This window comes from Sphingomonas sp. LM7, from assembly GCF_002002925.1.
Classification (GTDB): Bacteria; Pseudomonadota; Alphaproteobacteria; order Sphingomonadales; family Sphingomonadaceae; genus Sphingomonas.
Map to the genome: position 1 here is coordinate 941,077 of NZ_CP019511.1, position 12,686 is coordinate 953,762.

A 12,686-nucleotide genomic window follows, 5' to 3' on the forward strand; every position below is an offset into this window, starting at 1 on the left:
CGACCAGCAGGGGAGTCCACGTGTCCGCATCCTTCACCGACTGCGCCAACGCCATCCGAGCGCTATCGATGGACGCCGTGGAGGCCGCCAATTCGGGGCATCCCGGCATGCCGATGGGCATGGCCGACGTCGCCACCGTGCTCTTCCAGGAATATCTGAAGTTCGATCCGGCCGATCCGCACTGGCCCGACCGGGACCGCTTCGTGCTGTCTGCCGGGCACGGATCGATGCTGATCTATTCGTTGCTTCACTTGACCGGCTATGCCCGGCCGACGATCGAGGACATCAAGACCTTCCGCCAGATCGGGTCGCCCTGCGCGGGGCACCCGGAGAATTTCGAGCTTCCCGGCGTCGAGTGCACCACCGGCCCGCTGGGGCAGGGCGTGGCGATGGCGGTGGGCATGGCGATCGCCGAGCGCCACCTCAACAGCGGCTTCGGCGATGACCTCATCGATCACCGGACCTGGGCGATCGCGGGCGATGGCTGCCTGATGGAAGGCATCAACCACGAGGCGATCGGACTCGCCGGGCATCTCAAGCTCGGCCGGCTCAACGTGCTGTGGGACGATAATCGCATCACGATCGACGGGCGCGTGTCGCTGTCGTCGAGCGAGGATATTCCCGCGCGCTACCGTGCCACCGGGTGGCACGTCGTCGAATGCGACGGGCATGATGCCGCAAGCATCCGCGCTGCGCTCGACGAAGCCGTTGCCGACGATCGGCCGTCTCTGGTCCGCTGCACGACGATCATCGGCAAGGGCGCGCCGAACAAGCAGGACAGCTCCGGATCGCACGGCTCGCCGCTTGGCGCGGCCGAAGTCGCCGCGGCGCGCGAGACGCTCGGCTGGGCGTGGCCGGCATTCGAAGTGCCCGAGGACATTCGCGAGACATGGCTCGAAGCCGGCAAGCGCGGCGGCGAACCGCGCGGCGCGTGGCAGGCGCGGCTTGCCGCGAGCAGCCAGCGTGGCGAGTTCGAGCGCCGGATGGCGTCGGTCGCCGATCTCGCCGGGCCCGCGCTCGAAGAGTTCATCGCCAAGCTGGCCGCCGAGCCTGCCAATGTCGCCAGCCGAAAGGCTTCGGAGATGGCGCTGGGGCCGCTGACCGAGAAGATCCCGCAGCTGCTCGGCGGCTCGGCCGACCTAACCGGTTCGAACAACACTAAGACCAAGGCGACTGGACCGCTTACCGCCGACGATTATTCGGGCCGCTATATCTATTACGGCATCCGCGAGTTCGGCATGGCCGCGGCGATGAACGGCATGGCGCTGCACGGCGGCGTCGTACCCTATGGCGGCACCTTCTTGGTGTTCAGCGACTATTGCCGCAACGCAATCCGGCTGTCGGCGCTGCAGCGCGCCGGCGTAGTCTATGTGATGACGCATGATTCGATCGGGCTCGGCGAGGACGGCCCGACGCACCAGCCGATCGAGCACGTCATGAGCCTGCGGCTGATCCCCAATCTCAACGTCTATCGTCCGTCCGACGCGATCGAGACCGCCGAATGCTGGGCGCTGGCACTGCAGACGCCGGAGACGCCGTCGGTGCTGGCATTGTCGCGCCAGAATCTGCCCCAGCTTCGCGGCCTTGGCGACGAGAGTTGGTCGGCGGCATCGAACCGTTCGGCGCAGGGCGGCTATCGCCTGCGCGCCGCGGCAGCCGCACGCAAGGTGGTACTGGTCGCCACCGGCTCCGAAGTGTCGCTTGCGGCCGAGATCGCCGACGCGCTGGAGACGAACGGGATCGGCGCCGATCTGGTCTCGATGCCGTGCACCGAATTGTTCGACGCGCAGGACGCCGCCTATCGCACCGACCTGTTGCCCGCCGACGCCCTGATCGTCTCGATCGAGGCGGGCACGACGTTCGGCTGGGAGCGCTACACGGGCTTGAACGGGCTGCGCTTCGGCATCGACCGGTTCGGCGCATCGGGCCCGGCGCCCAAGCTCTACGATCATTTCGGGCTGACCGCCGCCAAGATCGTGCCGCAGATCGTGGCAGCGCTCGGCTGAGCCCCCATATAGCGAGCCGACGGCTCACAAAATCGAAGCAGGAGTGAAGCGATATGACGAAGGTTGCGATCAACGGTTTCGGGCGCATCGGACGGCTGGTCGCGCGCGCGATCCTCGAGCGTCCCGACAGCGGGCTCGAGCTGGTGACGATCAACGACCTCGCCGACGCCAAGTCCAACGCGTGGCTCTTCTCGCGTGACAGCGTCCACGGCAAATATCCGGGCACGGTGAGCGCCGACGGCAACGACCTTGTCATCGACGGCAAGCGCATCAAGGTGACCGCCGAGAAGGATCCGGCGAACCTGCCGCACGGCGAGAACGGCGTTGACCTGGTGCTGGAATGCACCGGCTTCTTCACCGATCGCGCATCGGCGCAGAAGCATATCGACGCGGGCGCCAAGAAGGTGCTGATCTCGGCGCCGGGCAAGAATGTCGACCTCACGGTCGTGTTCGGCGTCAACGACGACAAGCTCGAGGCCGGGCACACGATCGTCTCGAACGCGTCGTGCACCACCAATTGCCTCGCGCCGGTGGCCAAGGTGCTCAACGACACCGTCGGCATCGAGCGCGGCCTGATGACCACGGTCCACGCCTATACCAACGACCAGAAGATCCTCGATCAGATCCATCCGGACCTGCGCCGTGCGCGCGCTGCGGCGATGAACATCATCCCGACGACGACCGGCGCCGCGCGCGCAGTAGGCGAAGTGCTGCCGGAGCTGAAGGGCAAGCTGGACGGGTCGGCGATCCGCGTTCCGGTTCCGGACGGCAGCCTTGTCGACCTGACCTTTACGCCGAAGCGCGACACCACCCGCGAGGAGATCAACTCGATCCTCAAGGCTGCTTCGGAGAGCGGCCCCCTGAAGGGCGTGCTGGTCTATTCGGACGAACCGCTGGTCTCAATCGACATCGTCCACACCCCGGCGTCGTCCACCATCGACAGCCTCGAGACCGCAGTGATCGACGGCAAGCTGGTCCGCGTGGTCAGCTGGTACGACAATGAATGGGGCTTCTCGAACCGCATGGTCGATACCGCCTCGGCGATGGCGAAGCTGGGCTGACCTGTTCCCCTCCCGATTGCGGGAGGGGCCAGGGGAGGGGAGTGCCTCAGGCGACGCGGTGTGCGGCCAGGCCTCCCCCGACCCCTCCCGCTACGCGGAGGGGGAGCGAATACGGATAGGGCAGGATAAATGGCGCGCAACTTCAAGACGCTCGACGATATGGGCGATGTCACCGGCAAGCGGGTGCTGGTCCGCGAGGACCTCAACGTGCCGATGGCCGACGGTCAGGTCACCGACGACACGCGGTTGCGCGCAACCTTGCAGACGGTAACCGAGCTGGCCGACCGCGGCGCGATCGTTCTGATCCTCGCGCATTTCGGCCGGCCCAAGGCGCCGACCCCTGAATTCTCGCTCGCGCAGATCGTCAAACCCTATGAAACAGTGCTCGGCCGGCCGGTGCGCTATGTCGACTGGGAAGGCGATGCGGCGAACGTCGCGACGCTCCAGCCGGGCGATATCGCGGTGCTGGAAAATACGCGCTTCTTCGGCGGCGAAGAAAAGAACGATCCCACCACGATCGAGCGCTTCGCCAAGCTCGGCGACCTGTTCGTCAACGACGCCTTCTCGGCGGCGCATCGCGCGCATGTCTCGACCGAGGGGCTAGCGCACGAGCTGCCGGCGTTCGCGGGGCGACAGATGGAGGCCGAGCTCGACGCGCTCGACAAGGCGCTCGGCAATCCCGAGCATCCCGTTGCGGCGGTGGTCGGCGGTGCCAAGGTTTCGTCCAAGCTCGACGTGCTGCGGCATCTGGTCGAGAAGGTCGATCACCTGATCATCGGCGGCGGCATGGCCAACACCTTCCTCGCCGCGCGCGGGGTGAATGTCGGCAAGTCGCTGTGCGAGCATGACCTGACCGGCACCGCCGAGGAGATCCTCGACGCCGCGGAAAAGGCCAATTGCACCGTGCATCTGCCCTATGACGTGGTGGTGGCGAAGGAGTTCAAGGCCAATCCGGCGACGCGCACGGTCAACGTCCACGAAGTCGCCGAGGACGAGATGATCCTCGACATCGGGCCTGCCGCTACAGAGGCGCTGGGCGATGTGCTCAAGAATTGCCGTACGCTCGTGTGGAACGGGCCGCTCGGCGCGTTCGAGACGCCGCCCTTCGACGCCGCGACCGTTGCGCTTGCCAAGACCGCGGCGGCGCTGACCAAGGAAGGCTCGCTGGTCTCGGTAGCCGGGGGCGGGGACACCGTAGCCGCGCTCAACCAGGCCGGTGTGGCGGACGACTTCACCTTCGTCTCGACTGCGGGGGGCGCCTTCCTCGAATGGATGGAAGGCAAGGAACTGCCCGGCGTGGCTGCACTGACTTGCTGATCGCGACAATTGCCCTGATCTGAATCAAGGCGCGGACCCTTCGGGATGCGCCGGCTGTTGAGCCGGTAACTCCGAAGGAAATCCGACATGGCTACCAACAAGCGCGACGCCGGCAACGGCGGCGAGACCCATCAGATCGCGGGCGACACGGTCGAGCGGCTGACCACGAACCAGGGTATTCCCGTCTCCGACAACCAGAACCAGCTCAAGGCCGGAGCGCGCGGGCCGGTGCTGCTCGAAGACTTCGTGCTGCGCGAGAAGATCTTCCACTTCGATCACGAGCGCATTCCTGAACGGATCGTCCATGCCCGCGGATCAGCGGCGCACGGCTATTTCGAAGCCTATGAGGATCTGTCCGACATCACTCGCGCCGACCTTTTCAGCGAGAAGGGCAAGCGCACGCCGGTGTTCACGCGCTTCTCGACCGTGGCGGGCGGCGCGGGCTCGGTCGATACCCCGCGCGACGTGCGGGGCTTCGCGGTAAAATTCTACACCCAGCAGGGCAATTGGGACCTGGTCGGCAACAATATCCCGGTGTTTTTCATCCAGGACGCGATCAAATTCCCCGACCTGATCCATTCAGTGAAGATGGAGGCCGACAAGGGCTATCCGCAAGCGGCCTCGGCGCATGACACCTTCTGGGATTTTGTCAGCCTGATGCCCGAATCGACGCACATGATCATGTGGGCGATGTCGGATCGGACGATCCCGCGCTCGCTGCGCACGATGCAAGGCTTTGGAATCCACACGTTCCGCTTGGTCAATGCCGAGGGCAAGTCGACCTTCGTCAAATTCCACTGGAAGCCCAAGCAGGGCATGGCTTCGACCTGCTGGGACGAGGCGGTCAAGATCGCCGGTGCCGACCCCGATTTCCAGCGCCGCGACTTGTTCGAGGCGATCGACCGCGGCGATTTCCCAGAATGGGAACTCGGCATTCAGGCGTTCGACGAGGCATTCGCCGACAGCCTGCCGTTCGACGTGCTCGATCCGACCAAGATCATTCCCGAGGAATTGCTGCCGGTGCGGCCGATCGGGCGGATGGTGCTCGATCGCTACCCCGACAATTTCTTCGCCGAGACCGAACAGGTGGCCTATTGCCCGGCGAACATCGTCCCGGGGATCGACTTCACCAACGATCCGCTCCTCCAGGGGCGGCTCTTCTCGTATCTCGACACACAGCTCAAGCGGCTGGGATCGACCAATTTCCACCAATTGCCGATCAATGCGGCCAAATGCCCGGTGATGAACTTCCAGCGCGATGGCCACATGCAGATGGCAGTGCCCAAGGGCCGCGCGAACTATGAGCCCAACAGCCTCGACCAGAGCGACCGCGATCCCGAGGGCGGGGGGCCGCGCGAATGCCCGGCGCAAGGGTTCACTACCTTTGCCGGGCGCGACACTGCCAACGAGCAGGGCGACAAGCTGCGCATCCGGCCCGAAAGCTTTGCCGATCACTATAGCCAGGCGCGGATGTTCTTCCGTTCGCTCGCGGCGCCTGAGCAGGCGCATCTTGCCTCGGCCCTGGTGTTCGAGCTGTCCAAGCTCGGGCTGGAGCATGTCCGGGTGCGGGTGATGGCCAATCTGGTCAATGTCGATCCCGTGCTGGCGCAGCGCGTTGCCGACGGGCTGGCGATGCCGCTGCCCAAGGCTTCGCCCAGTGCCGCGCCCGTGCAGGACATGGATCCCTCGCCGGCGCTGCGGATCATCGAGGGCCCGCTCGATCTTGCGACGATCGACGGGCGCGCGATCGGCATCCTGATCGCCGATGGCACCGACAAGGCAGCGCTCGACGCGCTGACCGGCGCGGTCAAGAAGGCGGGAGGCACCCCGGTGATCGTCGCACCCAAGGTTGGCGGCGCCAAGCTGTCAGACGGATCGGTCCAGAAGGCCGATCTGCAGCTCCAGGGCGGGCCTTCAGTGCTGTTCGATGCCGTGGCGATCCTGGTTTCCGAAGAAGGTTGTGCGGTGCTGCTCAAGGAAGGCGCGGCGGTCCAGTTTGCGATGGACGCGTTCGGCCATTGCAAGGCGATTGGCCATAGTGAAGCGGCCAAGCCGTTGCTCGACAAGGCCGGCGTGGAGCCCGACGATGGCGTCGTTCCGGCCGACAAGGGATTCGTTGGTGCGGCGGGCAAGCGCTATTGGGACCGCGAGCCAAAGGTGCGAATGCTCGCCTGAGCAGGTTTTGCCGTCGGGTCAGCGTTGTCAGCGGTTCCGCGGAATTGTGCAGTGCGATAGAGCGCGCTCACAGCCACCGAATCAGGGGATCCCATGAGCATCACGCCCGCCGTCAAGGCCATTCTCGCCAACTACGAGTCCGACAATCCGGGCGTGAAGGCGAACCTCGCGCGCATCCTTATGCAGGGCAAGCTGGGCGGCACCGGCAAGCTGATTATCCTGCCGGTCGATCAGGGCTTCGAGCACGGCCCGGCGCGCAGCTTCGCGATCAACCCTGACGCCTATGATCCCCACTACCACTTCCAGCTCGCGATCGACGCCGGGCTGTCGGCTTATGCTGCGCCGCTGGGGATGATCGAGGCGGGTGCCGACACCTTTGCCGGGCAGATCCCGACGATCCTCAAGGTCAACAGCTCGAACAGCTGGGCGACCGGCATCAACCAGGCCGTCACCGGCGGCGTCGACGACGCGCTTAGGCTGGGCTGCGCGGCGATCGGCTTCACCATCTATCCGGGCGCCGACGACGTGTTCGACATGATGGAGGAGATCAAGGAGCTCTCCGCCGAGGCCAAGGCGGTCGGCATCGCGACGGTACTGTGGTCGTACCCGCGCGGCGGCAACCTCTCCAAGGACGGCGAACTGGCGCTCGACGTCGGCGCCTATGCCGCGCACATGGCGGCATTGCTCGGCGCGCACATCATCAAGGTCAAGCTGCCCTCGGCGCATATCGAGCAGAAGGACGCCGTGAAGTCGTACGAGGGCACTGACTGGTCGGCGCAGTCGGACCGCGTCAAGCATGTCGTTAAGAGCTGTTTCAACGGCCGCCGCATCGTCGTCTTCTCGGGCGGCGCGGCCAAGGGGGAGGACGCAGTCTATCAGGACGCGCGCGACATCCGCGACGGCGGTGGCAACGGTTCGATCATCGGCCGCAACACCTTCCAGCGCCCGCGAGCCGACGCGATCGCGATGCTCGACAAGCTGGTCGGCATCTACAAGGGCGGCGAATGATCACGCGCCGTCCGGTACTTGCGGGCCTCGCGCTCGCGGTGCTGGGCGGTCGCGCCTTTGCAGAGGGGATAGCGATGGAAGACCAGCTCCCGTTCGGGATGATCGGCAAGATGAAGGCACAGCCGGGCAAGCGCGCCGAGCTGATCGCGATCCTCGGCTCGGGAACTGGCGCGATGCCGGGATGCCGCGCCTATCTGATCGCGGAGGACGCGAAGGATGCCGACGCGATCTGGATCACCGAGATCTGGGATGATGCAGCGAGCCACAAGGCGTCGCTCCAGCTCCCCGCGGTGCGCGATGCGATCGCCAAGGGCCGACCGCTGATCGCGGCATTCGAACTGAGCGCGCAGACCAAGCCGATTTCCAGCTTCATCCGGGTCTGACGCCTCGGCCCATTGCGAGCGGCGGCGCTGCGCCGTAGAGCGCGGGCATGATCGATATTGACGACGATGCCCTGCCGCCGCTCGGCCCTGAATTTGCCGCACAGTTCAAGCGCGACGACCGGCGTCCGGCGTGCCAGCTCTATCTGGTCTCGCCGCTCGACGTGACCGGCGAGTTTGCGGACCGGCTGGCGCGCGCGCTCGATGCCGGGCCGGTGGCGGCGTTCCAGTTCCGAGTAAAGGACGTCGATCAGCACGAGGCGACGCGGCTGGCCGAGCCGCTGCAGCGCATCTGCAGCGACCGCGACGTCGCGTTCCTGGTCAACGACAGCATCAGCCTCGCCAAGCGGCTGGGCGCCGACGGGGTGCATCTGGGGCAGGGCGATGGCGACCCGCGGGAGGCGCGATCGGTGCTCGGACCCAACGCGCAGATCGGCGTGACTTGCCATGACAGCCGTCATCTCGCGATGGAAGCGGGCGAGGCGGGGGCAGACTATGTCGCGTTCGGCGCTTTCTATCCCACGACGACCAAGGAAGTGCGCCACCATCCCGATCCGGCAATCCTGAGCTGGTGGACGACGGTGTTCGAGATTCCGTGCGTCGCGATCGGCGGCATCACCCCGGCCAATTCGCGCCCGCTGATCGATGCCGGCGCGGACTTCCTCGCGGTGTCGTCGGCAGTGTGGGGCGACGACGAAGTCGCGGCGATCAAGGCGTTTGGGGCCGTGCTCGCGCGCTGATGCGCCGCTAGCATCGGAAACAAGCAGGCACGCGTTCGTTCTCTGGCCAACTATTTGGTCAGGAGCGTATCTTTGCGTAAAATTCTGTGTGCCGTCGGCCTTGCCGCGATTGCGTTCGCTCCTGTTTCCGCCCAGCCTGAAGCCAAGGCCCCCAAGCAGGGCAAGCCGCCGATCGACTGGACGATCATGCATGCCCAGGTGATCCTCGACTCGCTCGGCTTTTCGCCCGGGATCGTCGACGGGCGCGAAGGGCAGTCGCTGACTGCGGCGCTCAAGGGTTTCCAGACGGCGCGTGGGCTGAAGACGAGCGGCGCGCTGGATCCTGCGACTTTGTGGGCGCTCCACGAATATCGCGCGCGCCGCCCGGTGACGCGCGTGACGATCGATCCGGCGATGCTCGCGGGCCCCTTCGTCAATCCGATGCCCAAGGACCCCGAGGATCAGGCCAAGCTTCCGGCGTTGGGCTATAGCCGTCCGCTCGAAAAGCTGGCGGAAATGTTCCACACCACCCCGGAGATACTGGTCGAGCTCAATCCCGGCAACGGCGCGATCGCGCCGGGTACTGCATTCTTCTTTCCCAATGTGCTCGCCGAGTCGCGCGACTATCAGGGGGAGCTGAAGCCAGCCTGGCGGCAGACGCTGACCGACCTCAACATCGATGCACGCCAGCCGTCCGGGGATCATATCGTCGTCGACAAGTCCGAAAAGGTGCTCAAGGTGTTCGACGCCGACGATAAGCTCGTCGCGCAGTTCAGTGCATCGATGGGCAGCCAGCACGATCCGCTGCCGATCGGCACCTGGAAGATCAACGTCGTCGACACCAACCCCAAATTCCACTTCAACCCGGACCTGTTCTGGGATGCCAAGCCCGGCGACGAGAAGACGCTGCTGCCGGCTGGCCCGAACGGGCCGGTGGGAGTCGTGTGGCTCGACTTGTCGAAGGAGCATTACGGTATCCACGGTACCCCGGAGCCCCAGAATATCGGCCGGACGCAGAGCCATGGCTGCATCCGGCTGGCGAACTGGGACGCGGCGCGGCTGGCGCTGATGATCAAGCCCGGCGCCGAAGCCGTGTTCCAGGAATAAGGCCGTGCTAAAGCGGCTGACCATCGGGATGGGGCTCGTCTTGCTTCTCGGGTTGGCCGCGCTTGCGTCGATGATCCGCATCGTGCCGGGGCCGCCTGCCGCGCCGGCCAGCGCGCCGCCGGTGCAGGCCGCGCAGGCACAGCCCGCGGCGCCTGCCGGAAGCTGGACGCATCCGCTGCTGGCTGTTCCCGTGCAGGGCGTTACCCGCGCCCAGATCGTCGATACCTGGGGCCAGTCGCGTGCGGGTGGGGCGCGCGCGCATGAGGCGACCGACATCATGGCGCCGGGCGGCACGCCGGTCCTTGCGGCGGCTCCGGGAACGGTGGAAAAGCTGTTCTACAGCGAGGGCGGGGGCGGGATCACGCTATATGTCCGCTCGCCCGACCGGCAATGGAGCTATTACTACGCGCATCTTGCCCGCTATGCGCCCGGTGTGAGCGAGGGGATGCGCGTCAAGGCAGGCGACCTGCTGGGCTTTGTCGGCGACACCGGCAATTCGGGGGCGGGCAATTACCACCTCCACTTCGCGCTGTCGCACATGCTGCCGGCGGACGGCTGGTGGAAGGGCCAGCCGGTCAATCCCTATCCCCTGCTTGCCGGGCGCGCTGCCGCTCCCTAACCTTGCGACAGGGCAAGGGATGAACTGCCATGCAGGGCGGCTGCAACTGCCGATATATCCGCTTCCGGATGACGTCCCCGCCGATCTTCGTGAACGGGTGCCATTGCCGAGTCTGCCAGCGCGAGACCGGATCGGCCTTCGCGATCAACGCGATGATCGAGGCGGACCGGGTGGAGATATTAACCGACGGCGTGCCCGAGATATTCGTCTCGCAAGTCGGCAGTATGCCCGCAACGGCGAGCGCCCGCTGCCCGCATTGCGGCGTCGTTCTATGGGAGCGCATCCGGATTTCGGCGATGCGATCAGCTTCGTCCGCGGCGGCGTGCTGGATGAGCGCGTGATACCCGACGCGCATTTCTTCACGGTCACCCGGCATCCGCTGGTCGCGGTGCCGGACGACGTGCCGAGCTTTCCGGGGCTGCCGATGCCCGACGATCCGCCGCTGTGGAACGAGGCCGCCACTGCCCGGATCGATGCGGCAGTGGCCGCGCGCTTGCCCGAAGCGTGATGCATCGCTAAAGGCCCGGCCTTCGCTCTTTCTCAGCTTACAGGTCTCGATCCATGAAGATCAGCGGCGTGGACATCCGTCCCGGCAACATCATCGAATATGAAGGCGGCATCTGGCGCGCCGTGAAGATTCAGCACACCCAGCCCGGCAAGGGCGGTGCGTACATGCAGGTCGAGATGAAGAACCTCATCGACGGCCGCAAGAACAACGTCCGCTTCCGCTCGGCGGAGACGGTCGAGCGCGTGCGCCTCGACACCACGGACTTCCAGTTCCTGTTCCGCGAAGGCGATGCGCTGACGTTCATGGACAAGATCACCTATGACCAGATCACGCTAGACGCGGGCATTCTCGGCGATGCCGCTGCGTTCCTGCAGGACGGCATGGACGTGGTGATGGAGCTTTATGACGAGCGCCCGATCTCGGTTCAGCTGCCCGACACGATCGAAGCGACGATCGTCGAGGCCGATGCAGTGGTGAAGGGCCAGACGGCATCGTCGTCGTACAAGCCCGCGGTGCTCGAAAACGGCGTTCGCGTGATGGTCCCGCCGCACATCGCTGCGGGAACCCGGATCGTCGTCGACGTGTATGAGCAGACGTACGTGCGGCGCGCGGACTGATTGAACTCCCCTCCCTGCAAGGGAGGGGCTGGGGGTGGGTGGCAAGCATAGCGAGCCTCCCGCGCTCTCAACACAAGCGACGTCGGAGGCATTGAGCCGCCGCCGCCGCTAAACCACCCCTTTCCCCTCCCTGTCAGGGAGGGGTGGAGTTAGTGCTTTGGTTTCGCATTCCGGCATCATCACCGTCATCGAGCGCGCCGTCCGCAAGGCGGGGCCGCGCCTGCGCCGCGACTTCAACGAGGTCCAGCACCTCCAGGTGAGCCGCAAGGGCCCGGCCGACTTCGTGTCGGTGGCCGACAAGCGCGCCGAGGACACGCTGATCGAGGAGCTCCAGAAGGCGCGGCCCGACTGGGGCTTCCTCGTCGAGGAGCGCGGCGAGATCGAAGGCGACCCGAGCAAGCCCCGCTGGATCATCGATCCGCTCGACGGCACCAGCAACTTCCTTCACGGCATCCCGCATTTCTGCATGTCGATCGCCGTCGAGGATCCGTTCGGCAGCCAGGGCAAGCCCGAGATTACGCACGGCTATATCTACCAGCCGATCACCGACGAGAGCTTCTGGGCAGAAAAGGGCCGGGGGGCGTGGCTTCAGGACCAGCGCCTGCGCGTTTCGGCGCGGCGTGACCTGTCGGATGCGTTGATCGCGACGGGCATTCCGTTCCTAGGGCATGGCGATTTCGTCGAGTGGAGCCGGATCTTCGGGGCGGTGGCGCCGGAAGTGGCAGGCATCCGCCGGCTCGGTGCTGCGGCGCTCGATCTCGCCTGGGTCGCGGCGGGGCGGTTCGACGGCTATTGGGAATCACATCTCCATCCGTGGGACGTCGCGGCGGGAATGCTGCTGGTGAAGGAAGCCGGCGGCTATGTGACCGATTTCCGTGGACAGGACATGCCGCGCGAGCGCAACCAGTTTCTCGCTGCGAACGACGTGTTGCACAACAAGCTCCACAAGCTGGTCGCGAGTTCGCTTCGCAACAAGTGACTCGGGTCCGACCGTCACTCCGTGCTTGTGCCGGGGTATACGAGGCGGCCTGGCGATTCCCCGACGATTTCGAACCCTTCCTGACCGGCTTGGTACGCCCCGGCACAATGCCGGGGTGACGGCATGAGCGTCTGGCGGATGCATCACCTTGAAAACATTGGCTACGAGTGATGCTAACCCTCACTTATTG

General features: G+C 65.7%; 13 protein-coding genes. All 13 read left to right on the forward strand.

The window, feature by feature from the left end:
- Positions 1-68 precede the first annotated feature (68 nt).
- The 13 genes from tkt (at position 69) to BXU08_RS04385 (ending at position 12,496) form a co-directional block, all read left to right on the forward strand.
- The gene (gene tkt / locus BXU08_RS04325) at positions 69-2,006 is read left to right on the forward strand and encodes a transketolase (protein ID WP_253190573.1); all 1,938 of its coding nucleotides are present in this window, start codon (positions 69-71) and stop codon (positions 2,004-2,006) included.
- A gap of 53 nt (positions 2,007-2,059) precedes the next feature.
- A complete protein-coding gene (gene gap, locus BXU08_RS04330; RefSeq protein WP_077508961.1) occupies positions 2,060-3,067 on the forward strand; it encodes a type I glyceraldehyde-3-phosphate dehydrogenase in 1,008 nt (335 codons plus the stop codon).
- A 129-nt stretch (positions 3,068-3,196) separates the two neighbouring features.
- Positions 3,197-4,384 (forward strand): phosphoglycerate kinase, encoded by a 1,188-nt coding sequence (locus BXU08_RS04335; RefSeq protein WP_077508962.1) that lies wholly within the window; start codon positions 3,197-3,199, stop codon positions 4,382-4,384.
- A gap of 87 nt (positions 4,385-4,471) precedes the next feature.
- The gene (locus BXU08_RS04340; RefSeq protein ID WP_077508963.1) at positions 4,472-6,559 is read left to right on the forward strand and encodes a catalase; all 2,088 of its coding nucleotides are present in this window, start codon (positions 4,472-4,474) and stop codon (positions 6,557-6,559) included.
- A 93-nt stretch (positions 6,560-6,652) separates the two neighbouring features.
- Entirely contained in the window at positions 6,653-7,567 is a 915-nt protein-coding gene (locus BXU08_RS04345; protein ID WP_077508964.1) for a class I fructose-bisphosphate aldolase, read from the forward strand.
- Positions 7,564-7,950, forward strand: a complete 387-nt coding sequence (locus BXU08_RS04350; protein WP_077508965.1) for a putative quinol monooxygenase — start codon at positions 7,564-7,566, stop codon at positions 7,948-7,950. The genes BXU08_RS04345 and BXU08_RS04350 overlap by 4 nt, the downstream gene beginning before the upstream one ends.
- A gap of 47 nt (positions 7,951-7,997) precedes the next feature.
- Positions 7,998-8,687: a thiamine phosphate synthase gene (thiE, locus tag BXU08_RS04355; RefSeq protein WP_171982419.1), complete on the forward strand. Its 690-nt coding sequence runs from the start codon at positions 7,998-8,000 to the stop codon at positions 8,685-8,687.
- A gap of 72 nt (positions 8,688-8,759) precedes the next feature.
- A complete protein-coding gene (locus tag BXU08_RS04360; RefSeq protein ID WP_077508966.1) occupies positions 8,760-9,773 on the forward strand; it encodes a L,D-transpeptidase family protein in 1,014 nt (337 codons plus the stop codon).
- 4 nt (positions 9,774-9,777) lie between these two features.
- Positions 9,778-10,392, forward strand: coding sequence for a M23 family metallopeptidase (locus tag BXU08_RS04365; RefSeq protein WP_253190502.1), 615 nt, complete (start codon positions 9,778-9,780; stop codon positions 10,390-10,392).
- A 152-nt stretch (positions 10,393-10,544) separates the two neighbouring features.
- The gene (locus BXU08_RS20495) at positions 10,545-10,733 is read left to right on the forward strand and encodes a hypothetical protein (RefSeq protein ID WP_366926581.1); all 189 of its coding nucleotides are present in this window, start codon (positions 10,545-10,547) and stop codon (positions 10,731-10,733) included.
- Positions 10,664-10,900: a hypothetical protein gene (locus tag BXU08_RS19750; RefSeq protein ID WP_171982357.1), complete on the forward strand. Its 237-nt coding sequence runs from the start codon at positions 10,664-10,666 to the stop codon at positions 10,898-10,900. Before BXU08_RS20495 ends, BXU08_RS19750 begins: the two co-directional genes overlap by 70 nt.
- A 53-nt stretch (positions 10,901-10,953) precedes the next feature.
- Positions 10,954-11,517, forward strand: a complete 564-nt coding sequence (efp, locus tag BXU08_RS04380) for an elongation factor P (RefSeq protein WP_077508970.1) — start codon at positions 10,954-10,956, stop codon at positions 11,515-11,517.
- Between the two features lie 157 nt (positions 11,518-11,674).
- Positions 11,675-12,496 (forward strand): inositol monophosphatase family protein, encoded by an 822-nt coding sequence (locus tag BXU08_RS04385; RefSeq protein ID WP_077508971.1) that lies wholly within the window; start codon positions 11,675-11,677, stop codon positions 12,494-12,496.
- The last annotated feature ends 190 nt before the right edge of the window (positions 12,497-12,686 follow it).

Coding starts and splice junctions, on each gene's coding strand:
- tkt (WP_253190573.1), top strand. CDS start 69: ATGGACGCCGTGGAGGCCGCCAATTCGGGGCATCCCGGCATGCCGATG.
- gap (WP_077508961.1), top strand. CDS start 2,060: ATGACGAAGGTTGCGATCAACGGTTTCGGGCGCATCGGACGGCTGGTC.
- BXU08_RS04335 (WP_077508962.1), top strand. CDS start 3,197: ATGGCGCGCAACTTCAAGACGCTCGACGATATGGGCGATGTCACCGGC.
- BXU08_RS04340 (WP_077508963.1), top strand. CDS start 4,472: ATGGCTACCAACAAGCGCGACGCCGGCAACGGCGGCGAGACCCATCAG.
- BXU08_RS04345 (WP_077508964.1), top strand. CDS start 6,653: ATGAGCATCACGCCCGCCGTCAAGGCCATTCTCGCCAACTACGAGTCC.
- BXU08_RS04350 (WP_077508965.1), top strand. CDS start 7,564: ATGATCACGCGCCGTCCGGTACTTGCGGGCCTCGCGCTCGCGGTGCTG.
- thiE (WP_171982419.1), top strand. CDS start 7,998: ATGATCGATATTGACGACGATGCCCTGCCGCCGCTCGGCCCTGAATTT.
- BXU08_RS20495 (WP_366926581.1), top strand. CDS start 10,545: ATGATCGAGGCGGACCGGGTGGAGATATTAACCGACGGCGTGCCCGAG.
- BXU08_RS19750 (WP_171982357.1), top strand. CDS start 10,664: ATGGGAGCGCATCCGGATTTCGGCGATGCGATCAGCTTCGTCCGCGGC.
- efp (WP_077508970.1), top strand. CDS start 10,954: ATGAAGATCAGCGGCGTGGACATCCGTCCCGGCAACATCATCGAATAT.